Below are 25,076 nucleotides of genomic sequence, written 5' to 3' on the forward strand. Positions count from 1 at the left end.
CCCACGCGGCCGGAATCGTGCACCGCGACGTCAAGCCGGAGAACGTCCTGCTCGACCTGTCCGCCGCCCCTGGGCCCGGCGGCGCGCCCCGGGCCAAGCTGACCGACTTCGGGGTGGCCCGGCTGGTCGACGCCCCCCGCCGCACCCGGGCGACCAGGATCATCGGCACCCCCGACTACCTCGCCCCCGAGATCATCGAGGGCCTGGAGCCGCGCGCCGCCGTCGACATCTACGCCCTCGCCACCGTGCTCTACGAGCTGCTGGCCGGCTTCACCCCGTTCGGCGGCGGCCACACCGGGGCGGTGCTGCGCCGGCACGTCACCGAGCAGGTGCCGCCGATCCCCGGCCTGCCCGACGGCCTGTGGCGGATCATCGCCGAGTGCCTGGCCAAGGCCCCGGCCTCGCGGTTGCGCGCCGCCGAGCTGGCGGCCCGGCTGCGCGAGCAGCTGCCCGCCCTGGCCGGACTGCCGGTGCTGGCCGTCCCGCAGCAGGGCCGGGCGCCGGCCGAGGAGCAGCTGACCCCGGGCGAGGCGGTCTACGCCGAGGTGGACGCCGCCCCCGGCACCCACAAGCGCCGCCGCGGCCCGGCCGTCCCGCTGGTGCCGGGCGCCGCCCCGGACTCCACCCGGGACACCCACACCAGCCTGCGCCGCCCCTCCGCGCACGAGCTGGCCACCTACGCGGCCGAGTCGCGGGCCCAGCGGACCGCCCCGGGCACGGCCCACCGCCGCGACCGCCAGGCGCTGCTGCGCCGCCGCCGGATGCTGGCCGTGCTGCTGGCCACGATCCTGCTGCTGGCCGGGGCCGCGGCGGCCTGGACCGCCTTCGCCGCGACCGTCCCGGACGCCGGTCCCGGCCCGCGCCCGGCCACCTCCGCGACGGCTCCGCGGGCTCCCTGACCGACGCCGCCCGCGCCCCGGGCGGCCGCCCCGACGGCGCACTCCGGGCCCCGGAGGCCCCCGGGGTCGTCATGTGCACCCCGGGAACCATTACCCTGGGGGCGTGGCAGCCGTCGATCCTTCCGAAGAGCTCAAGAACCTCGATACGACCCTGGGGTCGATCGAGGCCGTCCTCGACCTGGACAAGATCCGGGCCGACATCGCGGTCCTGGAGGAGGAGGCAGCGGCCCCCAGCCTGTGGGACGACGTCGCGAACGCGCAGAAGGTGACCAGCAGGCTCTCCTTCCTCCAGGGCGAACTGCGCCGGGTCGAGGGCCTCCGCGGCCGCTTGGACGACCTGGGCGTCCTGTTCGAGCTGGCCGAGGCCGAGAACGACGCGGACACCCGCGCCGAGGCCGAGGTCGAGCTGACGGCCCTCGCCAAGTCGGTCGAGGAGCTGGAGGTCCGCACCCTCCTGTCGGGCGAGTACGACGCCCGCGAGGCGCTGATCAACATCCGCGCCGAGGCCGGTGGCGTGGACGCCGCCGACTTCGCCGAGCAGCTGATGCGCATGTACCTGCGCTGGGCCGAGCGGCACGGGTACCCGACCGAGGTCTACGACACCTCGTACGCGGAGGAGGCCGGCATCAAGTCCGCGACCTTCACCGTGAAGGCGCCCTACGCCTACGGCACCCTCTCGGTCGAGCAGGGCACCCACCGCTTGGTCCGCATCTCGCCCTTCGACAACCAGGGCCGCCGGCAGACCTCGTTCGCCGGCGTCGAGGTGCTCCCGGTCGTCGAGCAGTCCGACCACGTCGACATCGACGAGTCGGAGCTGCGCATCGACGTCTACCGCGCCTCCGGCCCCGGCGGCCAGGGCGTCAACACCACCGACTCGGCGGTGCGCATCACGCACATCCCGACCGGTGTGGTGGTCTCCTGCCAGAACGAGCGCTCGCAGATCCAGAACAAGGCGTCCGCGATGAACGTCCTCCAGGCCAAGCTGCTGGAGCGGCGCCGCCAGGAGGAGCGCGCCGCGATGGACGCGCTCAAGGACAGCGGCAGCTCCTGGGGCAACCAGATGCGCTCCTACGTGCTGCACCCGTACCAGATGGTCAAGGACGTCCGGACCGCGTTCGAGGCCGGCAACCCGCAGGCCGTGCTGGACGGCGACATCGACGGCTTCATCGAGGCCGGCATCCGCTGGCGCAAGCAGCGCGAGACCGCCGCGCAGTAGTCGACAGCGGTGGACATACGGGAAGGGCCCCGACCGGAGTTCCGGTCGGGGCCCTTCCCGTACGTCCGTGTACCGCGGGGTACGTGTACCGCCGGTACCTTCCTCAGGCCAGTGCCTGCCGCGCGAGCAGCACCACCGCGAGCAGCCCGGCCAGTACGGCCAGCAGCATCGCGGGGGAGAGCGCGGCGAACGGACCCTGCTGCTCCTGCAGCCTGGCCCGGGTGGCCCGGCAGGCGGGGCAGCGGCCGTCGCTGACGCGGCCGTTGCAGTTGGCGCACACCAGATGGTCGCAGGTCATGCGATCTCCTCCTCGCTGCTACTGCCAACGCACCGGAGCGGGCCTTGGTTCCTTGTTGTGCCCTGTGCGGCGGAGCGGTCGGGCCCGACCGCACCCTCCACTCTGCCAGGTTCCGGCCGTTCCGGCCCCCGGGCTGTGAGATGGCTCCCAATTTTCAGGGCATAACCGGGCATTCTCCCCCAGTTTTCTGCCGCTGTCACTCCCTGAACCTGCGGGCCGGGCGGGCCTTCGCGTATGGTCCCAAGCCGGGAGCGGCCGTTCCGCTCCCCTCGCCCGCCCCCGGGCGGGCATGCCGAGGGGCGGATCGACCGAGGACTGGCGCCGCCTAGGATGGCCTCCGTGATGCAGCCGTGATCAGATTCGACAACGTCTCCAAGACCTATCCCAAGCAGAACCGTCCCGCCCTGGACAACGTCTCGCTGGAGATCGAGAAGGGTGAGTTCGTCTTCCTGGTCGGCTCGTCCGGCTCGGGCAAGTCCACCTTCCTGCGGCTGTGCCTGCGCGAGGAGCGGCCCAGCACCGGCGAGGTGCACGTCCTGGGCAAGGACCTGGGCAAGCTGTCCAACTGGAAGGTGCCGCACATGCGCCGCCAGCTGGGCACCGTGTTCCAGGACTTCCGGCTGCTGCCGAACAAGACGGTCGCGCAGAACGTCGCGTTCGCGCTGGAGGTCATCGGGAAGCCGAAGAGCGCCATCGGCAAGGTGGTGCCCGAGGTGCTCGACCTGGTCGGCCTCGGCGGCAAGGAGGACCGGATGCCCGGCGAGCTCTCCGGTGGTGAGCAGCAGCGCGTCGCGATCGCCCGGGCTTTCGTCAACCGCCCGATGCTGCTGATCGCGGACGAGCCCACCGGCAACCTCGACCCGCAGAACTCGGTCGGCATCATGAAACTGCTCGACCGCATCAACCGCACCGGGACCACGGTGCTGATGGCCACCCACGACCAGGCCATCGTCGACCAGATGCGCAAGCGCGTCATCGAGCTCGACAAGGGGCTGCTGGTCCGCGACCAGGCCCGCGGCGTCTACGGGTACCAGCACTGACCGCTCGGCGCTGAACCCGTGGGCCGTCCGCCCGCCTCCTCCGACCAGCAGTACCGACCCTGGAGTTGTTGAACGCATGCGCGCCCAGTTCGTCCTGTCGGAGATCGGTGTGGGTCTCCGCCGCAACCTGACGATGACCATCGCGGTCGTCGTCAGTGTCGCGCTCTCCCTCGCCCTCGCCGGTGCCTCCCTCCTGGTCCGCGACCAGGTCAACTCCATGAAGGGGTACTGGTACGACAAGGTCGAGGTGAGCATCTACTTCTGCACCAAGGCCGACGCCCGGAACTCGCCCCAGTGCGACAAGGGCGCGGCCACGGACCAGCAGATCGCCGACATCAAGACCCAGCTGGACAAGATGGACTCGGTGGTCCAGACCTCGACCTTCGAGAACTCCACCGAGGCGTACAAGCACTGGAAGGAGATGAACCCGGACAACCCGCTCATCTCCGTCCTCGGCCCGGACGCCATCCCGCAGTCCTGGCGGGTGAAGCTGAAGGACCCGACCAAGTACGACGTCATCCAGAGCGCCTTCGCCGGCAAGCCCGGCGTGAAGTCGGTCGAGGACCAGCGGAAGATCCTGGAGAACCTCTTCGGCCTGCTGAACGGCCTCCAGACGGCGGCCTTCGTGATCATGGTGCTGATGCTCTTCGTCGCCCTGCTGCTGATCGTCAACACCGTCCGGGTGTCGGCGTTCAGCAGGCGGCGCGAGACCGGCATCATGCGCCTGGTCGGCGCCTCCAACTTCTACGTGCAGATGCCGTTCATCGCGGAGGCCGCGTTCTCCGCGCTGCTCGGCGCGGTGATGGCCTCCGGCCTGCTGCTCGGCGGGCACTTCTTCGTCCAGAACTGGCTGGCCGAGCGGGTGCAGTTCATCCACTTCATCGGCCTCTCCTCGGTGCTCGCGGTGATACCGCTGCTGGTCGTGGTGGGTATGGGCATGGCCGGCATCGCGGCCTTCTTCACCCTCCGCAAGTACTTGAAGGTCTGACCGGACGACGCTCCGGACGACCGGGCGGCCCCGGACGGCACTGCGCCGTCCGGGGCCGCCCGCGTTCCGCCGCCGTCCGTTGCGGCCCTGCTCGTGACGGCCTGCGCCTAGACTCCGGTGCCATGCCCGTCTCTCCCCGTGCGACCCGTCAGGCGGCCACCCTCGGCCTGGTGTTCGGCGTGGTCCTGCTGGCCGGGGCCGCCACCGGCGCCTGGGGCGAGCCGGGCGCGGCGGCGCGCCCGCCCTCGGCGGACGCCGCCCAGGCCGTCGCCGCGCCTCTCGGGGCCGGCCAGGACCCGGCCGGCGCGAACCTCTCCGAGCAGCAGGCCGAGCATCTGATCGGCGCCACCGGGGACCGCTGGGGCGCGTACTACAGCGCCCAGGAGTACGCCGAGTTCAGTCAGGGCCTGGACGGCCGCTACCTGGGCGTGGGCCTGTCGGTCGGCCGGGGCGAGGACGGCGTCACCACCGTCTCCCAGGTGCTGCCCGCCGGTCCGGCGGCCGCCGCCGGGATCGCGGTCGGCGACCGGCTGCTGAGGATCGGCGAGGACGAGGCCGACCGGCTGCCGGTCACCGAGGTGGTCGCCCGGCTGCGCGGACGCGAGGGCGCCGAGCGGCAGGCGGGCTCGGAGGTGGTGCTGGAGCTGCGGCGGGGCGAGGGCGACGTCCGCGAGGTCCGGCTGCGCCGGGCGCTGCTGGACAGCCAGCAGGTGACCGTCGAGCACCTGGCCGGCGGCGTGGTGCGGATCGCCGTCCGGGCCTTCACCTCCGGCGTGGCCGAGCAGGTGCGCGCCGCCGTGCGCGGCGCGCACGCCGGGGTGGTGCTCGATCTTCGCGGCAACTCCGGCGGGCTGGTCGAGGAGGCCGTCGGCACCGCCGGGGCCTTCCTGGACGGCGGCCCGGTCGGCTCCTACCAGGACCGCGGCGGCACCCGCGAGCTCACCGCCCCGCCCGGCGGCGACCAGCGCACCCCGCTGGTGGTGCTGGTGGACGGCGGCACCATGAGCGCCGCCGAACTGCTCACCGGCGCCCTCCAGGACCGCAGCCGGGCCGTGGTGGCCGGCAGCAGGACCTTCGGCAAGGGCACCGTGCAGCAGCCCAGCCGGCTCGCCGACGGCGCCGTGCTGGAACTCACCGTCGGCCGCTACTACACCCCGGCCGGCCGCTCCCCGGAGGGCGCCGGGCTGGCCCCGGACGTCCCGGCGGGCGCCGCGGAGGACGCGGACGCGCTCGCCCTGCGGGTGCTCGCCGGTCTCGGCAGCCGCACGTAAAGGGGCTGCTGGAACACGGCCGGAGGTGCGAGAATGACGGCGCTATGGCAAAGGAAACCGGACACAAGCTGATCGCGCAGAACAAGAAGGCGCGACACGAGTACACCATCCTCGACACCTACGAGTGCGGCCTCGTGCTCACCGGGACCGAGGTGAAGTCACTGCGGGAGGGGCGGGCGAACCTGGTCGACGGCTACGCCTACATCCAGAACCACGAGGCGTGGATCGACAACGTCTTCATCCCCGAGTACACCCAGGGGACGTGGACCAACCACGCGGCCCGGCGCAAGCGCAAGCTGCTGCTGCACCGGATGGAGATCCAGAAGATCGAGACGAAGGTCCGCGACGCCGGCCACACCCTCGTCCCGCTCTCGCTGTACTTCAAGGACGGCCGGGTGAAGCTCGAACTGGCCCTCGCGGTCGGCAAGAAGCTCTACGACAAGCGGCAGACCCTGCGCGAGAAGCAGGACACCCGCGAGACGGCACGCGCCGTGGCGGCCGCCCGGCGACGCCAGAGTTAATCGGCTGGACCCCCGCTGGTCGCCTCGCGTAGGATGGCGCCAGCAACAAGGACGGTCACCGTCCGCGCTGTTTCTCAAAAAAACATGGGGATGATCGGTTTCGACAGGGGATGTTGAAACAGGGGAAGCGAGCCGAGGAACGCGGCAATGATCTCGTTAACCACATGCCGCAAAAAAATAATCGCCAACTCTAAGCGCGATTCCCAGCAGTTCGCTCTCGCTGCCTAATAAGCACCGATAGCGCTTGGGTGTCAGACCGGGGAGTTCCCGACCCGGACCCTGGCATAATCTAGGGAACTCAACCGTCCGCCCGGGCTGCGAGGGTGGATGGGAAATCAAACAGCAGCTGGGCCTGTTGGCGGCTTGTCCGTGTGACTGCCAGGGCCGAGAAAAGCACAGCGGACTGCGCTCGGAGAAGCCCTGAATTAACTCCACTGGACCCGGGTTCGATTCCCGGCATCTCCACCACCCCATGTTCACAGTGAAGGCCGTCCACCGCGTTGCGGAGGGCGGCCTTCACGTTTCCCCCGGCCTGGGCGTAGGATCGTCCGTCCGCTCGTATCCCGGAGCGGGATTCCGCCGCAACCACCGAGGCCATGCAGAGCAACACGGACACCACCGCCACCGACCACGAGACAGTGCGCGCGCGCGAGATCGCCGGTGAGCAACGCCACCTCGACACCGTCTACCACCGTCTGGAGGAGAAGCTCGCCGAGGCCGAGTACATCCTCGAGGACGCCGCCAAGCGGGTGCACGTCGGAACTCCGGGCGCGCTCGCCGAGCGCGATGCCCAGGTGTACCGGGCCGGCGCGCACCTCCAGCGGCTCAACAACGAGTTCGAGGACTTCCTGTTCGGCCGGGTCGACCTCCAGCAGGCCGATGCCCCGGAGGAGCACGGCATCCCCTCGAACACCCCGCTCGACCCGGCCGACCCGACCGTCGCCGAGACCCTGCACATCGGCCGGCTCGGCGTGCTGGACGCCGAGTTCGGTCCGCTGGTGATCGACTGGCGGGCGCCCGCCGCCGCGCCGTTCTACCGGTCCACCCCGCTGGAGCCCGGCCGGGTCCTCCGCCGCCGGGTGATCCGCTCCAAGGGCCGCAAGGTGATCGGGGTCGAGGACGACCTGCTCCGCCCCGACCTCACCCCCACCCTGGACGGCGAGGAACTGCCGGTGGTCGGCGACGGCGCACTGATGGCCTCGCTCGGACGCGCCCGCAGCCACACGATGCGCGACATCGTCTCCTCCATCCAGAAGGAGCAGGACGAGGTCATCCGCGCCCCCGCGGCCGGGGCCACCCTGGTCACCGGCGGGCCGGGCACCGGCAAGACCGCGGTCGCGCTGCACCGTGCCGCCTTCCTCCTCTACCAGGACCGCCGCCGGTACGCCGGGGGCATCCTGGTGGTCTCGCCGACCCCGCTGCTGGTCTCCTACACCGAGGGCGTGCTGCCCTCGCTCGGCGAGGAGGGCCAGGTCGCCATCCGCGCGGTCGGCTCGCTGGTCGACGGCATCGAGGCGGGCACCTACGACACCCCGCGGGCGGCCCGGATCAAGGGCTCGGCCCGGATGGTCCAGCTGCTGCGCCGGGCCGCCAGGGCGACCCTGGAGCTGCGCGCCCCGCAGGAGCTCAAGGTGGTCGCCCGCGGCGAGGTGCTGCGGCTGGACGCGGGCCGGCTCAGGACCGTGCGCGGCAATGTCGTCGGCTCCGGCGGCACCCCGCTCAACCTGCTCCGCCCGCGAGCCCGCCGGCTGCTGCTGGACGCGCTCTGGCAGGAGGCCGTCCGCGACCTGCCCAGGCCGGCCGACCACTACGCCCGCGAGCGGCGCCAGGAGGAGAAGGAGGCCTTCGACGAGTACGTCTCGGACGAGGCGCCGTTCCTGGCCTTCCTGGACGCCTGGTGGCCCGCGGTCACCCCGCGCGCGGTGCTCGGCACCCTGAAGCAGTCCCGGAACACCAACCGGATCGCCCGCGGCGCGGTCACGCCGGAGGAGTCGAAGGTGCTGGCCGCCTCCTGGCGGCACCTGTCCGAGCACGGCGAGGGCGCGCTGTCGGCGCACGACGTGGCGCTGGTGGACGAGCTGCAGCTGCTGCTGGGCGAGCCGGCCAGGCCGAAGTTCCGCGAGGTCGACGCGGCGGACCTGCTGACCGGTCTGGACGAGGTCACCACCTTCGCCGACCGCAACGCCCGGCAGCGGGAGAGGGTGCCGGCCGAGCGCACCGAGTACGCCCATGTGATCGTGGACGAGTCGCAGGACCTCACCCCGATGCAGTGGCGGATGATCGGCCGCCGGGCCCGGATGGCCACCTGGACCATCGTCGGCGACCCGGCGCAGTCCTCCTGGCCGTTCCCGCAGGAGGCCCAGGCCGCGCTGGACGAGGTGCTGTCCGGCAAGCCGCGCCGCCGCTACACGCTGACCGTGAACTACCGGAACCCGGCCGAGATCGCCGAGGTGGCGGCCAAGGTGCTGGCGCTGGCCGCGCCGGGCACCCCGTCGCCGAGCGCGGTGCGGCACGTGGGCGTCGAGCCGAGGTTCGCGGCCGTCACCGACCCCTCGCCGGAGGCCTTCGGCGCGGCCGCCCGGGCCGAACTGGAGCTGCTGCTGGGCGAGGTGGACGGCACGGTGGCCCTGGTGGTGCCGATGGACCGGCGGGCCGAGGCGGCCCGTTGGGCCGAGGGACTGGGCGAGCGGGTGGTGACACTGGGCAGCCTGGAGGCCAAGGGCCTGGAGTACGACGCGACCGTGGTCGCCGATCCGACCGGGATCGCCGGTGAGTCCGAGGCGGGCCTGCGGGTGCTGTACGTGGCGCTCACCCGGGCGACCCAGCGGCTGACCGTGCTGTCCGGGCCGGACGACCTGCCCGATGCGGCCGGGACGCCCGCGCTGCTGCGCGGCTGAGCGCGCCGCCGTCCGCTTGCGCGGGCACCTGACGGAGTGTGACGGCCGGTCCGCCCGGACCGGCCGTCGCCGGGCTGCCGGGCCGCTGCGCGGGCACGGCGGCGGAGTGCTGACGCGGAGCACCGCGAGAGCACTGCGGGAGCACGAAGAAGGCCCCTCACCCGGTGGGTGAGGGGCCTTCAGAAGCTACGACACCGACCCGCCATGCTCGCCTCGCGGCAAGTGGTCCCTCGAAGGGACGAAGGTTGGGCCCGGGGGCTTGGATCGAGCCGGTGTCCCGTCCAATGTAACGCATCGGGCGCCGGAGGCAAGAAGTTGTCGGGTCCGCACACTCAATGAACGTTATTTCTGACTGTGCCCTGGTAGGTGCGACGATCGAGGTCTAGCATGCGCAGGCGAGGGACTTCAACAATTTGTTGAACTCGCGGACGGACAGACGGAAGAAGGAACGTCGATGGCGACGGTGCCCAGTGTCTCCAACTCGATCACGGTACGGCTGGAGGTCCCGGCCACGGGCAACGCCGTCAGCGCGATCACCACGGCCGTGGAGTCCTCCGGCGGCTCGGTGACCGGCCTCGACGTCACGGCCTCCGGCCTGGAGGCACTCCGGATCGACGTGACCGTGGCGGCCAGCTCGGTGGCGCACGGAGAGGAGATCGTCGAGAAGCTCCGGACCATCGACGGTGTCACGATCGGCAAGGTCTCGGACCGTACCTTCCTGATGCACCTCGGCGGCAAGATCGAGATGTCCTCGAAGCTGCCGATCCGCAACCGTGACGACCTCTCGATGATCTACACCCCGGGTGTCGCCCGGGTCTGCATGGCGATCGCCGAGAACCCCGAGGACGCCCGCCGCCTCACCATCAAGCGCAACAGCGTCGCCGTGGTCACCGACGGCTCCGCGGTGCTGGGCCTGGGGAACATCGGCCCGGCCGCCGCGCTGCCGGTCATGGAGGGCAAGGCGGCCCTTTTCAAGCGCTTCGCCGGCATCGACGCCTGGCCGATCTGCCTGGACACCCAGGACACCGACGAGATCGTGGCCATCGTCAAGGCGATCGCCCCGGGCTTCGCGGGCATCAACCTGGAGGACATCTCCGCGCCGCGCTGCTTCGAGATCGAGGCCCGGCTGCGCGAGGCCCTCGACATCCCGGTCTTCCACGACGACCAGCACGGCACCGCGATCGTGGTGCTGGCGGCGCTGATGAACGCGCTCAAGGTGGTCGGCAAGGAGATCTCCGAGATCCGGGTGGTGATGTCGGGCGCCGGCGCCGCCGGCACCGCGATCCTCAAGCTGCTGATGGCGGCGGGCGTCGAGCACGCCACCGTGGCGGACGTGCGGGGCGTGGTCCACCAGGGCCGCGACGACCTCAACGACAACCTGCGCTGGATCGCCGACCACACCAACCGCTCGGGCCGCACCGGCAGCCTCAAGGAGGCCGTGGCGGGCGCCGACGTCTTCATCGGCGTCTCGGCCCCGAACCTGCTCGACGGCGAGGACCTGGCCACCATGGCCGCGGACGCGATCGTCTTCGCGCTGGCCAACCCGGACCCGGAGGTCGACCCGGCGGTGGCCCGGCAGACCGCCGCGGTGGTCGCCACCGGCCGCAGCGACTTCCCGAACCAGATCAACAACGTGCTGGTCTTCCCGGGTGTCTTCCGCGGCCTGCTGGACGCCCAGAGCCGCACCGTCAACACCGAGATGATGATCGCCGCCGCCCGGGCGCTGGCCGCCACCGTCGGCGACGACGAGCTCAACCCGAACTACATCATCCCCAGCGTGTTCCACAAGGACGTGGCCAAGACCGTGGCCGCCGCCGTCCGGGACGCCGCCCTGGCCGCCACCTCCGAGGCGCCCGCGCCGTCCCGCCCGACCCCGGGCATCGTCGGCACGCTCGACACCGCGTCCTTCCCCGCTGTGCGGCTCTGACCCCGGAATCCGTCGACGGGCCCCTGCGCCGGGCCCGCCATCCGGCTTCCGCGGCGGTGCCCGCGCGGTGACGTGGATCGATCAAATGACCGATTAACGGTCGTACCCGCCCATTCCCGCCCCGAACCCTTGCGACACAAGGGCGAGGGGCGTGTTTGGGCTTGTCGGACCTAGGGCGTACGGTAGCCCTGCACGGGGCAGGCGTGTCCGACAAGTACGGAACGTCCCCCTGGTCTTCCGGCGCGTCGTCCCGACCGCCGCCCGCGCCCGGTCCGCCGGAGCCGACGGAGCGTCACACCTCCGGCGGGCGGGCGCTGTTCGGGTCGTTCCGCCGGGGCCCGATTGGCTTTCTCGGGGCCGGTCGGGGCAGGATTCGTATCCGGGCAGGCAGGCGGGCCTTCGAAGGCACGGCGCGCGGCACTGGGTGCGGACCCGGCCCGCGACCACGCATTGCCTGCATGAGCACAGTGTGCGGACCCGCGGCCCATCGGGGTGCCTCCCGGTGGGAGTACCGACGGGCCCCGGCACACCGCAAGCGAACAGACCACAGGAGTACACATGAACCGCAGTGAGCTGGTGGCCGCGCTGTCCGAGCGCGCCGAGGTGACCCGCAAGGACGCCGACGCCGTTCTGGCCGCCTTCGCCGAGATCGTCGGCGAGGTCGTCGCCAAGGGCGACGAGAAGGTCACCATCCCCGGTTTCCTGACCTTCGAGCGCACCCACCGCGCGGCCCGCACCGCCCGCAACCCGCAGACCGGCGAGCCGATCCAGATCCCCGAGGGCTACAGCGCCAAGGTGAGCGCCGGCTCCAAGCTGAAGGAAGCCGCCAAGGGCGCCTGAACAACCCCTTGAACGCCCGGGAGGCCGGGTCCCCCTCGTGGGGACCCGGCCTCCTGTTCGTTCTCCGGGGGCCTCGGCGGCCCGGGCGGCCCCGGAGGGCCGCCGGACGCACCGGTCAGGCGTCGACGAGCGCGCCGCTCGGCTCACCGGCGGCCACCGCGGGCAGCTCGCTCGGCAGCTCGACGTGGGCGCCGAGGTCGCGCAGCTTGTCCATGAAGTTCTCGTAGCCGCGGTTGATCAGGTCGATGCCGTGCACGGTCGAGGTGCCCTCGGCCGCCAGCGCAGCGATCAGGTACGAGAAGCCGCCGCGCAGGTCCGGGATGACCAGCTCGGAGCCGATCAGCTTGGACGGGCCGGAGACCACCGCGGAGTGCTGGAAGTTCCGGGCGCCGAAGCGGCACGGGGTGGCGCCCAGGCACTCGCTGTAGAGCTGGATGTGCGCGCCCATCTGGTTCAGCGCGCCGGTGAAGCCCAGCCGCGACTCGTACACCGTCTCGTGCACGATGGACAGGCCGGTGGCCTGGGTCAGCGCGACGACCAGCGGCTGCTGCCAGTCGGTCTGGAAGCCGGGGTGCACGTCGGTCTCCAGGGCGATCGCCTTGAGCTCGCCGCCCGAGTGCCAGAAGCGGATGCCCTCGTCGTCCACCTCGAAGGCGCCGCCGACCTTCCGGAAGGTGTTGAGGAAGGTCATCATCTCCAGCTGGCGGGCACCGCGGACGTAGATGTCGCCCTTGGTGGCCAGCGCCGCGCAGGCCCAGGAGGCGGCCTCCAGCCGGTCCGGCAGCGCCCGGTGGTTGTAGCCGCCCAGCTCGTCCACACCGGTGATGAGAATGGTGCGGTCGGTGCCCAGGGTGATGATCGCGCCCATCTTCTGCAGCACGCAGATCAGGTCGACGATCTCCGGCTCGATGGCCGCGTTGCGCAGCTCGGTGACGCCCTCGGCGAGGACGGCGGTGAGCAGCACCTGCTCGGTCGCGCCGACCGAGGGGTAGGGCAGCTCGATCCGGGTGCCGCGCAGCCGCTGCTGGGCGACCAGGTAGGTGCCCTGCGGGTGCTTCTCGATGGTGGCACCGAACTGGCGCAGCACCTCGAAGTGGAAGTCGACCGGACGGCCGCCGATGTCGCAGCCGCCCAGGCCCGGGATGAAGGCGTGGCCGAGGCGGTGCAGCAGCGGGCCGCAGAAGAGGATCGGGATGCGCGAGGAGCCCGCGTGCGCGTCGATGTCGGCGACGTTGGCGCTCTCCACGTGCGAGGGGTCGAGGATCAGCTCGCCGTCCTCGTCGCCGGTGCGCACGGTCACGCCGTGGAGCTGCAGCAGGCCGCGGACCACCTTGACGTCGCGGATGTCCGGGACGTTGCGCAGTCTGCTGGGGCCCTGGCCGAGCAGGGCCGCGACCATGGCCTTGGGGACCAGGTTCTTCGCACCGCGGACGCGGATCTCGCCTTCGAGCGGGTTTCCGCCGTGGACCAGCAGGACGTCGTCGGTCATCGTTCTCGCAATCCGGGGTGCCAGAGGAGTGGGGCGGGCTCGGCGACGAGCCGGTCGGTGGAGCGTTTCACGGGCGCGTCGGGCCCCCGGTGTGACCGAGTCGGCACCGTGGAGGGGCGTCCACCATCAGTAGATGGTAGTGGTCGTGCCGATGGTTCCTGTGAGCCTCTCCCGTGATGGTGCTCTCCCCGGGCCCCGGGGCGCGCGCCGGTGCGTCCGTACGGGTGTTCGTGGCGAGCGGGTCGGGCGGGGCCGGGTGGCCGGTGCGGTCGCCGTTTCGGGTGCCGTCGCCGGGGGTTCTGCGGGATCATGTGAGGCATGACGGCGGCCCATTCGCACGGAGGCCGGTCCCACACCGGCCGACTGCTCGTCGCGACGCCCGTGCTCACCGACCCGAACTTCGCCCGGGCGGTGGTGCTCCTCCTCGACCACGACGCCGAGGGGGCGCTCGGTGTCGTGCTGAACCGGCCGACGCCGGTCGAGGTCGGCAGCGTGCTGGACGGCTGGGGGGTGCTGGTCGGCCTGCCCGCGGTGGTGTTCCAGGGCGGTCCGGTGGCACTGGACTCGGCGCTCGGCCTGGCGGTGGCGCCGGGGGAGCCGGGCACCGGGGAGCCGCTCGGCTGGCGCCGGGTGCACGGCGCGATCGGCCTGGTGGACCTGGAGGCGCCGCCCGAGGTGCTGGCCGGGGAGCTGGGGGCGCTGCGGATCTTCGCCGGCTACGCGGGCTGGGCGCCCGGGCAGCTGGAGTCGGAGATCTCCACCGGTGCCTGGTACCTGGTGGACTGCGAGCCCGGGGACATCTCCAGCCCGGAGCCGGAGCGGCTGTGGCGGGCGGTACTGCGGCGCCAGCGCGGGCCGCTGGCGCTGCTGGCGACCTATCCGGACGATCCGACCCTGAACTGAATCCGGCTCGGAATCGAAGGTGCGCCGTCACACCGGCGCCGCGACACTGGCCCGCTTCTCCGGGGCGCCCATAGACTTGGCACTCATGAGCACTCTTGAGCCCGAGCGCGGCCTCGGCACCGGCACCCTGGTCGAGCCCGTCCCGCAGGTGTCCCACGGGGACGGCGACCACGAGCGCTTCGCGCACTACGTCCAGAAGGACAAGATCATGGAGAGCGCGCTCTCCGGGTCCCCCGTGGTGGCGCTCTGCGGCAAGGTGTGGGTGCCCGGTCGCGACCCGAAGAAGTACCCGGTCTGTCCGATGTGCAAGGAGATCTACGACGGCATCGGCAAGCCGCAGGACGGGGACGGCGACAAGGGCAAGTAGCCCGCGTCCCGCCCGTTCCGCACACCACCGTTTTGCATGGTGCCGCGTTTCCCGAGTGGTCTATGCCACTGGTCGGGGTCGGGGCAGGATGGCGCAATGGACCTCATCCCTGCCCCCGTGAGTTCCGTCCGCCTCCCGGACCAGGACTTCCCGCTCGACCGGACGACCACCCTGACCGCGCCGCCGGAGCTGGCCGGGGCCGAACGGTGGCTGCGTTCCTCGCTGACCGCCGCCACCGGCCTGCCGCTCGCCCCGGGGCGGCCCGGCGAGGGCGTCGAACTGCTCCTCGACCCGGCGCTCGCCGGTGAGGCGTACCGGCTCTCGGTGCGCCCCGGCCACGCGGTGGTCACCGCCGGCGGCCCGGCCGGCGCGCTCTGGGGCGCCCAGACGCTGCGCCGGCTGCTCGGCCCGGACGCCTACCGGCGCGCGCCGCTGCGCCCGTCCGGCTGGGTGCTGCCCGGCGTCGACCTCGCGGACGAGCCGCGGTTCGGCTGGCGCGGGGCGCTGCTGGACGTCGCCCGGCACTTCCTGCCCAAGTCCGACGTACTGCGCTTCGTCGACCAGCTGTCCGCGCACAAGCTCAATGTGCTGCACCTGCACCTGACCGACGACCAGGGCTGGCGGGTGGAGATCAAGCGCTACCCCGGGCTCACCGAGCGGGCGTCCTGGCGCGAGCGCTCGATGGTCGGCTACCGGTCCGCCGGGCGCCGCGACGACCGCCCGCACGGCGGCTTCTACACCCAGGACGACCTGCGCGAGATCGTCGCCTACGCGGCCGAGCGGGCCGTCACGGTGGTGCCCGAGATCGACCTGCCGGGCCACACCCAGGCCGCCGTGGCCGCCTACCCCGAGCTGGGCAACACCGACGTGGTGGACACCGGGGCGCTCGGGGTGTGGACCGACTGGGGGGTCAGCCACAACGTGCTCAACCCCTCCGAGGCCACCCTGCGGTTCTTCGAGGGCGTACTGGAGGAGGTCCTGGAGATCTTCCCGTCCGAGTTCGTCCACCTCGGCGGCGACGAGTGCCCGAAGGAGCAGTGGAAGGACAGCGCGGCCGCGCAGGCGCGGATCCGCGAGCTGGGCCTGAGCAACGAGGACGAGTTGCAGAGCCACATCATCCGGCACTTCGACCGCTGGCTGGCCGAGCGCGGCCGCCGGCTGATCGGCTGGGACGAGATCCTGGAGGGCGGCCTCGCCCCGGGCGCCGCGGTGTCGTCCTGGCGCGGCTACGGCGGCGGGATCGCCGCCGCGCAGGCCGGGCACGACGTGGTGATGTGCCCCGAGCAGCACGTCTACCTGGACCACCGGCAGGCAGCGGGGGAGCAGGAGCCGATCCCGGTCGGCTTCGTGCGCACCCTGGAGGACGTCTACCGGTTCGAACCGGTGCCGGCCCAGCTGGACGAGGAGGCGGCGCGCCGGGTGATCGGCACCCAGGCGAACCTGTGGAGCGAGTTCATGGACAGCGCCCGGGACATCGACTACCGGGCCTTCCCCCGGCTCGCGGCCTTCGCCGAGGTCGCCTGGTCCGCGCTGCCCGCGGACCCGGCCGCGCGCGACTTCGCCGGCTTCGAACAGCGGCTGGCCGGCCATCTGGAGGTGCTGGACGCGCTCGGCGTCGAGTACCGCCCGGCGGGCGGGCCGCACCCGTGGCAGACCCGGCCGGGAGTGGTGGGCCGACCGATCGAAGGACCCCCGCCGGCGGTCTGAACCGCACGGCCGGCGGTCCGGACCGGACGGCCCGCGGGAACTTCCGGGCGGTCGTCGGACGTCAAGAACAGATGAACATCCGCCCCGGTCCGAACCGGACCGGGGCGGATACCGCCCGGTATCGGTCCCAATCGGGCAGTACCGTTCGCCTGTCCCGAAATGATCATCGAGCATTGTGTGCCAGAGTTGCCCAACCCGGCCCGATCGCCCGTACCCTACGGGCCAGGCCGGGCTGCCGGAGCGGACACCCCGGTCCAGGGGCCGCGGGCGGCAGGCGATCGATGAGCAAGTGGAGCACGGTGGGACCCAGGTGAACCGGACGATCATGCTGCCGGCCTCCCTCGACGAGGCCGTCGAAGCGCTGGCCGCTCACCCGGCCGCGGTGCCGGTGGCCGGCGCCACCGACCTGATGGAGGCCGTCAACGCCGGACGCCTCCGCCCCGCCTCGCTGGTCGGCCTCGGCCGGATCACCGAACTCCGCGGCTGGCGCTACGAGGACGGCGGCACCGCGGTCCTCGGCGCCGGGCTGACCCACGCCCGGATGGACCGCCCGGACTTCGCCGCCCTGATCCCGGCGCTCGCCGACGCCGCCCGCACCGCCGGCCCCCCGCAGGTCCGCAACGTCGGCACCCTCGGCGGCAACATCGCCACCGCCGCCCCGGCCGGGGACACCCTGCCGGTGCTCGCGGCGCTGGAGGCCAGCGTCACCCTGGCCCGGGCCGGCGCCACCCGCGAGGTCCCGGTCAGTCACCTGTTGACCGGTCTCGACCCGCTGCGGCCCGGCGAACTGCTCACCTGGGTGCGGGTGCCGCTGCTGCACGCCCCGCAGGTCTTCCTCAAGGCCACCGGCCGCAGCGGCCCGGCCCGCGCCACCGCCTCCGTCGCCCTCGTCCTGGACCCGGCCCGGCGCGCCGTGCGCTGCGCCGTCGGTGCCGTCGCCCCGGTCCCGCTGCGGCCCCTGGAGGCCGAGGCCTGGGTCGCGGGCTGCATCGACTGGGACGGTTCGCGGGAGATCGACCCCGCCGCGACCGCGGCCTTCGGCGAGTACGTGGCCGCGGCCTGCGTCCCCGACGGCTACGGCGCGGAGGGCGCCTGGGAGGCCGTCACCGAGGGGCCGAGCGCGGCCGCCGTCCGTCTGCGGCGTACCGTAGCCGTGCTGGCCCGCCGGGCACTGGGAAGGGCGCTCAAGTGACCACAGACCACCCCATCGAGGCCCTGGACGCGGGGCTGCTCGACCACGCGCACGACCACGCGCCGCAGGTCAGCCGGGAGCTGCGGCCGACCACCTCGTACACCCTGCGGGTCAACGGATTCGAACGGCCCGTCACGGACGCCTGGATCGGCGAGAGCCTGCTCTACGTGCTGCGCGAGCGGCTGGGCCTGGCCGGCGCCAAGGACGGCTGCGAGCAGGGCGAGTGCGGGGCCTGCTCGGTGCAGGTCGACGGCCAGCTGGTGGCCGGCTGCCTGGTGCCCGCCGCGCTCGCCCAGGACAGCGAGATCAACACCGTCGAGGGCCTGTCGGCCGGCGGCGGCGCCAGCGACGTCCAGCAGGCGCTGGCCGAGTCCGGCGCGGTGCAGTGCGGCTACTGCGTGCCCGGCCTGGCGATGGCCGTGCACGACCTGCTCCAGCGCAACCACCGGCCCACCGAGGTCGAGGCGCGCCAGGCGCTGTGCGGCAACCTCTGCCGGTGCACGGGCTACCGGGGCGCGCTGGCCGCCGTCCAGACCGTCGCCGACGCGCGCGCGGCGGTGGCCGGCGCCGCGGAGGCGGCCGCCGAGGAGGCCGCGGCCGCCCCGGCGGACCGGGCCGCCGCACCCGCCGCGGCCGCCCCCGCGGACCCCGGACCGCAGACCGCAGACCTGCCCGTCTACACCGAGAACACCTGGATCGAGCACGTTCCGCAGCCGCGCACGGAGGAGGCCGGCACCACGGCCGGCACCGGCGCCGGAGTCGGCACGGGCTACGGCACCCAGGACGGGCACGGCACGCCCGACCGGCACAGCGCTCCCGACGGTCACGGCGCCCCCGACGGCCGGGGGGGCTACGACGGGCAGGGCGGCTACGACAGCGGGGTGTACGACACCACCGTGCTGGCCCCGGTCCGGGACGTCCCGCCCCAGCAGGCCGACGGGTCCACCGGGTTCTACCCCGCCCAGGGCTACCCCGAGCAGCAGCCGTACCCCGGCGCGACCCCGGCGCACGGCACCTACCTGCCCGGGACCGGCTACCCCGACCAGGGCGGCTACCCGCAGCAGCCCGGCTACGACACCGCCTCGGCGTACGACGGCCCGGTCTACGAGACCCCCGCCACCCCCGCGCACGGCACGCCGTACGTCCCCGCACCCCCGCACGGCGTCCCGGCCGAGGGCACCGCCCAGGCCGGCGTCCCGTACGGCGCCACCCCCGCCCACGGCATCCGGCTCCCCGAGGACGACCACGCATCATGACGTCGCCTACCGACATCGGCGCAGCACCCCAGCAGGACGGCGACGCGGGCGGCGCGACGGAGCCGTTCGGGCTGGGCAGTTCCCCGCTGCGCAGCGACGCCCTGCCCAAGGCGCTCGGCATCTACCCGTACGCCGCCGACCTGTGGGCCGAGGGCCTGCTGTGGGGCGCGGTGCTGCGCTCGCCGCACCCGCACGCCCGGATCCTCGGCATCGACACCTCGGCCGCGCTGGCCCTGCCCGGTGTGCACGCGGTGGTCACGGCCACCGACCTGCCGGCCGGTCCGGACGGCAGCCCGGACGGCGCGCCCTCCGGGCCGATCGTCGCCGACCGCCCGGTGCTGGCCGCCGGGGTGGTCCGCCACCACGGCGAGCCGGTGGCCGCGGTCGCCGCCGACCACCCCGACACCGCCCGGCTCGCGGTCGGCCTGATCGTCGTCGAGTACGAGCCGCTGGAGGCCGTCACCGACCCCGAGCAGGCCTTCACCGCCCCGCCGCTGCACCCGGACGGCAACCTCTTCCGCCACCTGCCGCTGCGCACCGGCGACCCGGACGCGGCCGGCGAGATCATCGTCGAGGGCCTGTACCAGGTGGGCCGACAGGACCCGGCCCCGCTCGGCGCCGAGGCCGGCCTGGCCGTGCCGCGCCCGGACGGCGGCGTCGAGCTGCACCTGTCCTCCACCGACCCGCACGGCGACCGGGACCGCACCGCGACCTGCCTGGGCCTGGAGCCGGACCGGGTCCGGCTGGTGGTCACCGGCGTGCCCGGCGCCACCTCCGACCGCGAGGACCTCTCCTTCCAGGTCACCCTGGCGCTGCTGGCGCTGCGCACCGGCCGTCCGGTGAAGATGACGCTCACCCGCGAGGAGTCCTTCCACACCCACACCTCGCGGCACCCGGCGCTGCTGCGCTACCGCCACCACGCGGACGCCGACGGCACGCTGGTGAAGGTCGAGGCGCAGATCCTGCTGGACGGCGGCGCCTACGCGGACGTCTCGGCCGAGGCGTTGGCCGCCGCCACCGCCTTCTCGGTCGGCCCGTACAACTGCCCCAACGTCTTCGTGGACGCCTGGGCGGTGCGCACCAACAACCCGCCGGCCGGACGGATGCGCGGCGAGGGCGCGCTGCAGGCGTGCTTCGCCTACGAGTCGCAGCTGGACCAGCTGGCCGCCCGGATCGGCGTGGACCCGGTGGAGGTCCGCCGGCGCAATGTGATGGCGACCGGCGACCCGCTGCCCACCGGACAGGCCGTCACCTGCCCGGCGCCGGTGGCCGCGCTGCTGGACGCGGTGGCCGCGGAGCCGCTGCCGGCGCTGCCGGTGGACGACCCGGACGCCGAATGGCTGCTGCCGGGCGGGCCCGGCGGCGCGGGCGACCCGGCCGCGGTGCGGCGCGGGATCGGCTACGCGCTGGGCATGGTGCACATGCTGGGCGCCGAGGGCGAGGACGAGGTCGCCACCGCGACGGTGCGGGTCAGCGGCGACCACGCCACGGTGATCTGCGCCGCGGTCGACGCCGGCCAGGGCTTCGCCACGCTGGCCCGGCAGATCGTGCAGAGCGTGCTGGGCGTCAGCGAGGTGTACATCGCGCCCGCCGACAGCGACCAGGCGGTGGCCGGGCCGGCGGCCCGGGGCCGGCACACCTGGGTGTCCGGCGGCGCGGTCGAGCGGGCCGCGCTGATGGTCCGCCACCAGCTGCTCCAGCCGATCGCCGCCGACTTCGGGATGTCGGTGGAGCTGCTGCAGATCGCCGAGGGCAAGATCACCTCGTACGACGGGGTGCTCGGCATGCCGGTGGCCGAGGCGCTGGAGGGCAAGGAGCTGTGGGCGACCGCGCAGTGCCGCCCGCACCCGACCGAGCCGCTGGACGAGGCCGGCCAGGGCGACGCCTTCGTCTCCATCGCGTTCTGCGCGATGCGCGCGGTGGTGGACGTGGACATCGAGCTGGGCGCGGTCCGGGTGGTCGAGGTGACGGTGGCCCAGGAGGTCGGCCGGGCGCTGAACCCGCGGCAGATCGAGGATCGGATCGAGGCGGGGGTCGCCCAGGGCGTCGGCCTGGCGCTGCTGGAGGACCTCCGTACCGAGGGCGGCGTGCTGGCGAACCCCTCGCTGACCGGCTACCGGCTGCCGACCGCGCTGGACACCCCGGAGATCCGGGTCGCCGCCCTGCTGGAGGAGCGTGACGTGGTGGCGCCGTTCGGGGCCAAGGCGGTCAGCGCGGTGCCGGCCGTGACCGCGCCGGCGGCGGTGGCCGCGGCGGTCCGGGCCGCCACCGGCCTGCCGGTGGGCCGGCTGCCGATCCGCCCGGAGGACGCCGTCACCGGCTGAGCCGGTGCCGCCGGGTGATTCCGCAGGAGCGCGGAATCCCCCGGGGCCCGCGTTCTGTTTCGGAAAGCACGACGAATTGCCGGGCGGCGCCATTTCGGCGCCGGACCGGCAATTCGTTTTCTGGAGGCCATGACGGGAATCGAACCCGTGTGCACCGCTTTGCAGGCGGTTCCCTAAACCACTCGGGCACACGGCCATGGGGTGGGGCTGGTGGTGCGGGCTGGAACTGCGGGTGCGCTCAGGCGCAGCGGCAGCAGCGACAGGCGCGACAACACCGGGGAGCGGTGGTGCAGGTGCGGGGCGCGAGGGCCGCCGTCCTCCTGTCCATGTCCGACTCCTTGTCGTCGTTCGCCGTGTTGATGAATTCAGTCTGGCGGAATACCGGGCGGAGCGTCAATATCCTGTTGTAAATTCTGTGTGGCGGGATTCCCGACCGGGTGTGCTACGGTCGGGAACAGGTGGTCCTCGCGGCCGCCCCGGACGAGCGCGTCGTACCCGGTCACGACAAGACGGCGCAGTGACAGCGGCAACCCGGCCGCTGCCGACTGCGGAGGTACGGCCGTCATGGCTTGGCTCGTTCTGATCATTTCCGGTGTCCTGGAGACGGTGTGGGCGGTGGCCCTGGAGAACTCCAAGGGCTTCTCCCGGCTGGTCCCGACCGTGGTGTTCGGCATCGCCCTGGCGCTGTCGATGGGCGGACTGGCGTACGCGATGCGCACGATCCCGATCGGCACCGGCTACGCGGTCTGGGTCGGCATCGGCGCGGTGGGTACCGCGCTCTACGGCATGGCCGTGCTCGGTGACGCGGCGACCCTGGCCCGGATCGGCTGCCTGCTCCTGATCGTCTCCGGCGTGGTGGGCCTGAAGGTGCTGCACTGACCCTCCCGTGACCCTCCCGTCCTAGGACCGGGGGAGGAGTGGGACTACGACCACGGTCAGGGGCCATCGGGCCAGATGCGCCTTACGATCATACGTATGACCACAGCCTCCCCCGTGTCGGCCGACACCGCCTCCGTTCCGATATCGACCGACCCCGGCGGAGGGGTCATGGGCGACCGCTTCCGGGCGCTGACCCTGGGCATCGTCTCGGTGGTCCTGGTGATCGCCTTCGAGGCGACGGCCGTCAACACCGCGATGCCGGTCGCCGCCGGCGAGCTCGACGGGTTCGGGCTGTACGCCTTCGCCTTCTCCGGCTACTTCACCACCACCCTGTTCGCCCTGGTGGTCTCCGGACAGTGGTGCGACCGCAGCGGGCCGCTGCGACCCCTCTTCACCGGCATCGCGGTGTTCGGCGCCGGTCTCCTGGTGGCGGGGGCGGCACCCGGGATGTGGATCTTCGTGGGCGGCCGGGCGCTCCAGGGCCTCGGCGGCGGCCTGGTGATCGTCGCCCTGTACGTGGTGGTCGGCCGGGCCTACCCCGAGCGGCTGCGGCCCTCGGTCTTCGCGGCCTTCTCGGCGGCCTGGGTGCTGCCCTCGATCGTCGGCCCGCTGGTCTCCGGGGCGGTCACCCAGCACATCGGCTGGCGCTGGGTCTTCCTCGCCGTGCCGGCGCTGATCCTGCTGCCGCTCGCGGTGATGGGCCCGGCGCTGCGCCGCTCGGAGCGTGAGCAGCCGCTGCTCAAGGGCGCCGCGTTCGACCGCCGCCGCACCGGGCTGGCCGCGATGGCCGCGGTCGGCGCCGGTCTGCTGCAGTACGCGGGCCAGCGGCTCGACCTGCCCGGACTGCTGCCGGCCGCCGTGGGGGCGGCGCTGCTGCTCCCGGCGGTGCTGGGGCTGCTGCCGGCCGGGACGCTGCGGGCCGGGCGCGGGCTGCCGACGGTGATCCTGCTGCGCGGGGTCGCGGCCGGGGCGTTCTTCGCGGCCGAGGCGTTCATCCCGCTGATGATGAGGACCGAGCGCGGGCTCTCGCCGACGCTGGCCGGCCTCACCCTCACCAGCGGCGGCCTGTCCTGGGCGCTGGGCTCCTGGATCCAGGGCCGGCCGGGGGCGGAGCGCCACCGGACGCTGATGATCCGCGGCGGTTTCGTGCTGACCGCGGTGGCCATCGCGGGCGCGGCGCTGGTGCTGGTCCCGGCGGTGCCCGCCTGGGTGGCGGCGGTGGCCTGGGGCGTCGGCGGGATCGGCATGGGCCTGGCGGTGGCGAGCATCAGCGTGCTGATGATGAAGCTGTCCACACCGGAGGACGCCGGCGCCAACTCGGCCTCGCTCCAGGTGAGCGACGCGCTGGGCAATGTGCTGCTGATGGGTCTGGCGGGAGTGCTGTTCGGGGCGCTGGGCGGCGGCTCGGTGGCCGCCGTCCACGACGGCGCGACGGGCGCCGGCTCGACCGGCGCCTTCGCGGTGATCTTCGGGGTCATGGCCGGGGTGGCGCTGCTCGGCGCCCTGGTCTCCGGCCGGGTCCGCAAGGCCGCCTGAGCGGGCGCCCCGGCCCCCACCTGTGCGCGAACGGGTGGAAACCCGCCCCGAGCCCTGCCCCGGAGGCGAGCGGGCGACAATCAGAAGGTCTCCCAGCCCCCGGGCGGTGCCTGGCCGGGGGCGAGGCTCTGCAGCTTGCGCAGCAGCGCCGGCTCCTGGGCGTCCAGCCAGTCGACCAGCTGGCGGAAGGACACCATCCGCACCTCGGGCCGGTCGGCGATCGCCTTGATCACCTCTTCGACGGCGTTCATGTAGATGCCGCCGTTCCACTCCTCGAAGTGGTTGCCGATGACGAACGGGGCGCGGTTGGTGGTGTAGGCGCGCTCGAAGCCCAGCAGGTAGGCCTCCCGGGCCTGGGTCTGGTAACCGGGGTGGAGCGCCGGGTCGGCCTTGGTGTTGCTGCCGCACTGGTTGAACATGATGTTGTAGTCCATCGACAGCACCTGGAAGGTGTGTCCGGGGAAGGGGATGGACTGCAGCGGGAGGTCCCAGAGCGCGCCGCCCTGGATCTTCTGCGGCCACACCTGGGTCCCGTTGCCGCTGCTGTCGTAGCGCCAGCCGCGCCGGACGGCGGTGGGCAGCAGGTTGCGCTGGCCCTCCAGGCAGGGGGTGCGGCTGCCGATCAGCTCCTTGCGGTAGTCGAAGGGCAGTGCCGGCAGGTCGGTGAAGCCGGTGTTGGTCCGCCAGTTCGTGACGAAGCCCATCGCCTGCTCGATCTCGCTGTCCCAGTCCTCGGGGGACCACTGGCCGACGCCGTTGGCGCCGCAGAAGTGGCCGTTGAAGTGGGTGCCGATCTCGTGCCCCTCCAGCCAGGCGGCGTGGAGGTTCTCCAGGGTGTCGTGGATGTGCTGGTCGCTGAGGTAGCCGATGTCGGAGGCGCCGACCTTGTGCTGCGGCGGGCGGTAGAGGTCCTTCTTCCCCTCGGGCAGCAGGTAGGAGCCGCTGAGGAAGAAGGTCATGGACGCGTTGTGCTCCCGGGCGAGCCGGCGGAAGCGGGCGAACAGGCCGTTGTCGAGCTCGGCGGCGCCGTCCCAGGAGAAGACGACGAACTGGGGCGGGCGCTGGCCGGGCCGCAGCGGTTCGAGGGTGGGCTGGTTCGGCTGCGGGCCGGTGTCCGAGGTGGAGCCGTCGCCGATCAGGGTGACCGGGGGCTTGGCGGCCTCGGTCGGGGTCGTCGCGTGGTCCTCGGCCGGGGTGGCCGGGACCGGGGCCGGAGTGTTCGCCTGCGCGCCGTCGGGACCGGTCCGGCTCGCGCAGCCCGCGGCGAGGCTGGCGGCTCCGGCGGCACCCGCGGCCAGCAGGGTGCGGCGGGAGAGGGCGTCCATGGTCACTCCGTTCGTGGGGCGTGCGCGGGGGCGGGGCACGGCAGGCGCGCGCGACCGTCCGCCGGACGGGGGTCCGGTGGGACAAGTGCGGTGATAGGCCTGTGAACGGGGTCAGCATGGCATGTGATCGGAAGCGGTCAACGCTCCACCACGAACGGTCGGAACTCATCGCCCGAAGGATGCAACCGCGATGACGTTCCT

At 73.0% G+C, this 25,076-nt stretch carries 20 protein-coding genes, 1 tRNA gene, 1 other RNA gene and 1 riboswitch; of the genes, 18 read left to right on the forward strand and 4 right to left on the reverse strand.

Translation table 11 applies throughout. The annotated features are described in order from the left end of the window. Together BI06_RS33640 and prfB are read left to right on the forward strand one after the other, a co-directional pair. A partial coding sequence (locus BI06_RS33640) for a serine/threonine-protein kinase (RefSeq protein WP_043474754.1) occupies nucleotides 1-899 on the forward strand: 899 nt, incomplete at its 5' end. A gap of 103 nt (nucleotides 900-1,002) precedes the next feature. Further along, nucleotides 1,003-2,115, forward strand: coding sequence for a peptide chain release factor 2 (gene prfB / locus BI06_RS33645; protein WP_030394282.1), 1,113 nt, complete (start codon nucleotides 1,003-1,005; stop codon nucleotides 2,113-2,115). Between the two features lie 103 nt (nucleotides 2,116-2,218). On the opposite strand, the gene BI06_RS33650 is transcribed toward prfB, so the two are convergent. Further along, nucleotides 2,219-2,413: a hypothetical protein gene (locus BI06_RS33650; RefSeq protein ID WP_030394281.1), complete on the reverse strand. Its 195-nt coding sequence runs from the start codon at nucleotides 2,411-2,413 to the stop codon at nucleotides 2,219-2,221. 350 nt (nucleotides 2,414-2,763) lie between these two features. Between BI06_RS33650 and ftsE the strand changes: the two genes are divergently transcribed. The 8 genes from ftsE (at nucleotide 2,764) to BI06_RS33685 (ending at nucleotide 11,897) form a co-directional block, all read left to right on the forward strand. After that, on the forward strand, nucleotides 2,764-3,453 hold the full coding sequence (gene ftsE / locus BI06_RS33655; RefSeq protein ID WP_030394280.1) for a cell division ATP-binding protein FtsE: 690 nt from the start codon (nucleotides 2,764-2,766) through the stop codon (nucleotides 3,451-3,453). 76 nt (nucleotides 3,454-3,529) lie between these two features. Continuing rightward, on the forward strand, nucleotides 3,530-4,441 hold the full coding sequence (gene ftsX, locus BI06_RS33660) for a permease-like cell division protein FtsX (RefSeq protein WP_030394279.1): 912 nt from the start codon (nucleotides 3,530-3,532) through the stop codon (nucleotides 4,439-4,441). 122 nt (nucleotides 4,442-4,563) lie between these two features. Continuing rightward, nucleotides 4,564-5,712 carry a S41 family peptidase gene (locus BI06_RS33665; RefSeq protein ID WP_043474756.1) on the forward strand — a complete coding sequence of 383 codons (1,149 nt, stop codon included), beginning with the start codon at nucleotides 4,564-4,566 and terminating at the stop codon, nucleotides 5,710-5,712. Nucleotides 5,713-5,756: 44 nt separating this feature from the next. Further along, on the forward strand, nucleotides 5,757-6,233 hold the full coding sequence (gene smpB / locus BI06_RS33670) for an SsrA-binding protein SmpB (protein ID WP_043474758.1): 477 nt from the start codon (nucleotides 5,757-5,759) through the stop codon (nucleotides 6,231-6,233). Nucleotides 6,234-6,319: 86 nt separating this feature from the next. Beyond that, nucleotides 6,320-6,701: a transfer-messenger RNA gene (gene ssrA, locus BI06_RS45595) on the forward strand. Nucleotides 6,702-6,829: 128 nt separating this feature from the next. Continuing rightward, nucleotides 6,830-9,130 carry a UvrD-helicase domain-containing protein gene (locus BI06_RS33675; protein WP_043474760.1) on the forward strand — a complete coding sequence of 767 codons (2,301 nt, stop codon included), beginning with the start codon at nucleotides 6,830-6,832 and terminating at the stop codon, nucleotides 9,128-9,130. Between the two features lie 454 nt (nucleotides 9,131-9,584). Next, on the forward strand, nucleotides 9,585-11,057 hold the full coding sequence (locus BI06_RS33680) for an NAD-dependent malic enzyme (RefSeq protein WP_043474763.1): 1,473 nt from the start codon (nucleotides 9,585-9,587) through the stop codon (nucleotides 11,055-11,057). 558 nt (nucleotides 11,058-11,615) lie between these two features. Beyond that, complete coding sequence (locus tag BI06_RS33685) at nucleotides 11,616-11,897, forward strand: HU family DNA-binding protein (RefSeq protein ID WP_030308200.1); 282 nt, start codon at nucleotides 11,616-11,618, stop codon at nucleotides 11,895-11,897. Nucleotides 11,898-12,012: 115 nt separating this feature from the next. Here BI06_RS33685 and murA read toward each other — a convergent pair whose 3' ends face one another. Next, nucleotides 12,013-13,386, reverse strand: coding sequence for a UDP-N-acetylglucosamine 1-carboxyvinyltransferase (gene murA, locus BI06_RS33690; protein ID WP_051742537.1), 1,374 nt, complete (start codon nucleotides 13,384-13,386; stop codon nucleotides 12,013-12,015). Between the two features lie 318 nt (nucleotides 13,387-13,704). Between murA and BI06_RS33695 the strand changes: the two genes are divergently transcribed. The 6 genes from BI06_RS33695 (at nucleotide 13,705) to BI06_RS33720 (ending at nucleotide 21,135) form a co-directional block, all read left to right on the forward strand. Continuing rightward, nucleotides 13,705-14,289, forward strand: coding sequence for a YqgE/AlgH family protein (locus tag BI06_RS33695; RefSeq protein WP_030394273.1), 585 nt, complete (start codon nucleotides 13,705-13,707; stop codon nucleotides 14,287-14,289). An 85-nt stretch (nucleotides 14,290-14,374) separates the two neighbouring features. Continuing rightward, entirely contained in the window at nucleotides 14,375-14,656 is a 282-nt protein-coding gene (locus BI06_RS33700; RefSeq protein WP_030394272.1) for a DUF3039 domain-containing protein, read from the forward strand. Nucleotides 14,657-14,752: 96 nt separating this feature from the next. After that, on the forward strand, nucleotides 14,753-16,363 hold the full coding sequence (locus BI06_RS33705) for a beta-N-acetylhexosaminidase (protein ID WP_043474765.1): 1,611 nt from the start codon (nucleotides 14,753-14,755) through the stop codon (nucleotides 16,361-16,363). A 325-nt stretch (nucleotides 16,364-16,688) separates the two neighbouring features. Next, nucleotides 16,689-17,555 carry a xanthine dehydrogenase family protein subunit M gene (locus tag BI06_RS54075; protein WP_051742572.1) on the forward strand — a complete coding sequence of 289 codons (867 nt, stop codon included), beginning with the start codon at nucleotides 16,689-16,691 and terminating at the stop codon, nucleotides 17,553-17,555. After that, nucleotides 17,552-18,811, forward strand: a complete 1,260-nt coding sequence (locus BI06_RS55650) for a 2Fe-2S iron-sulfur cluster-binding protein (protein ID WP_369826301.1) — start codon at nucleotides 17,552-17,554, stop codon at nucleotides 18,809-18,811. Before BI06_RS54075 ends, BI06_RS55650 begins: the two co-directional genes overlap by 4 nt. Next, nucleotides 18,808-21,135, forward strand: coding sequence for a xanthine dehydrogenase family protein molybdopterin-binding subunit (locus BI06_RS33720; protein WP_082558878.1), 2,328 nt, complete (start codon nucleotides 18,808-18,810; stop codon nucleotides 21,133-21,135). The genes BI06_RS55650 and BI06_RS33720 overlap by 4 nt, the downstream gene beginning before the upstream one ends. 121 nt (nucleotides 21,136-21,256) lie before the next feature. Here BI06_RS33720 and BI06_RS33725 read toward each other — a convergent pair. Further along, nucleotides 21,257-21,331, reverse strand: a tRNA-Cys gene (locus BI06_RS33725). A 258-nt stretch (nucleotides 21,332-21,589) separates the two neighbouring features. After that, nucleotides 21,590-21,654: riboswitch (guanidine-III (ykkC-III) riboswitch) on the forward strand. A 45-nt stretch (nucleotides 21,655-21,699) separates the two neighbouring features. Here BI06_RS33725 and BI06_RS33730 point away from each other — a divergent pair. Both BI06_RS33730 and BI06_RS33735 read left to right on the forward strand, forming a co-directional pair. Then, complete coding sequence (locus BI06_RS33730) at nucleotides 21,700-22,014, forward strand: multidrug efflux SMR transporter (protein WP_030394266.1); 315 nt, start codon at nucleotides 21,700-21,702, stop codon at nucleotides 22,012-22,014. 96 nt (nucleotides 22,015-22,110) lie between these two features. Then, on the forward strand, nucleotides 22,111-23,550 hold the full coding sequence (locus BI06_RS33735; protein WP_037780001.1) for an MFS transporter: 1,440 nt from the start codon (nucleotides 22,111-22,113) through the stop codon (nucleotides 23,548-23,550). Nucleotides 23,551-23,630: 80 nt separating this feature from the next. On the opposite strand, the gene BI06_RS33740 is transcribed toward BI06_RS33735, so the two are convergent. Beyond that, entirely contained in the window at nucleotides 23,631-24,875 is a 1,245-nt protein-coding gene (locus tag BI06_RS33740) for a lipoprotein (protein WP_043474768.1), read from the reverse strand. Nucleotides 24,876-25,076: the final 201 nt, after the last annotated feature.

The sequence above is a fragment of the Kitasatospora sp. MBT66 genome (assembly GCF_000710405.2).
Taxonomy (GTDB): domain Bacteria; phylum Actinomycetota; class Actinomycetes; order Streptomycetales; family Streptomycetaceae; genus Kitasatospora; species Kitasatospora purpeofusca.

Coding starts and splice junctions, on each gene's coding strand:
- BI06_RS33675 (WP_043474760.1), top strand. CDS start 6,830: ATGCAGAGCAACACGGACACCACCGCCACCGACCACGAGACAGTGCGC.
- BI06_RS33720 (WP_082558878.1), top strand. CDS start 18,808: ATGACGTCGCCTACCGACATCGGCGCAGCACCCCAGCAGGACGGCGAC.
- BI06_RS33680 (WP_043474763.1), top strand. CDS start 9,585: ATGGCGACGGTGCCCAGTGTCTCCAACTCGATCACGGTACGGCTGGAG.
- BI06_RS33685 (WP_030308200.1), top strand. CDS start 11,616: ATGAACCGCAGTGAGCTGGTGGCCGCGCTGTCCGAGCGCGCCGAGGTG.
- smpB (WP_043474758.1), top strand. CDS start 5,757: ATGGCAAAGGAAACCGGACACAAGCTGATCGCGCAGAACAAGAAGGCG.
- BI06_RS33730 (WP_030394266.1), top strand. CDS start 21,700: ATGGCTTGGCTCGTTCTGATCATTTCCGGTGTCCTGGAGACGGTGTGG.
- BI06_RS33735 (WP_037780001.1), top strand. CDS start 22,111: ATGACCACAGCCTCCCCCGTGTCGGCCGACACCGCCTCCGTTCCGATA.
- BI06_RS33700 (WP_030394272.1), top strand. CDS start 14,375: ATGAGCACTCTTGAGCCCGAGCGCGGCCTCGGCACCGGCACCCTGGTC.
- BI06_RS33740 (WP_043474768.1), bottom strand. CDS start 24,875: ATGGACGCCCTCTCCCGCCGCACCCTGCTGGCCGCGGGTGCCGCCGGA.
- BI06_RS33695 (WP_030394273.1), top strand. CDS start 13,705: ATGACGGCGGCCCATTCGCACGGAGGCCGGTCCCACACCGGCCGACTG.
- BI06_RS33650 (WP_030394281.1), bottom strand. CDS start 2,413: ATGACCTGCGACCATCTGGTGTGCGCCAACTGCAACGGCCGCGTCAGC.
- BI06_RS33665 (WP_043474756.1), top strand. CDS start 4,564: ATGCCCGTCTCTCCCCGTGCGACCCGTCAGGCGGCCACCCTCGGCCTG.
- ftsX (WP_030394279.1), top strand. CDS start 3,530: ATGCGCGCCCAGTTCGTCCTGTCGGAGATCGGTGTGGGTCTCCGCCGC.
- BI06_RS33705 (WP_043474765.1), top strand. CDS start 14,753: ATGGACCTCATCCCTGCCCCCGTGAGTTCCGTCCGCCTCCCGGACCAG.
- BI06_RS54075 (WP_051742572.1), top strand. CDS start 16,689: ATGCTGCCGGCCTCCCTCGACGAGGCCGTCGAAGCGCTGGCCGCTCAC.
- murA (WP_051742537.1), bottom strand. CDS start 13,386: ATGACCGACGACGTCCTGCTGGTCCACGGCGGAAACCCGCTCGAAGGC.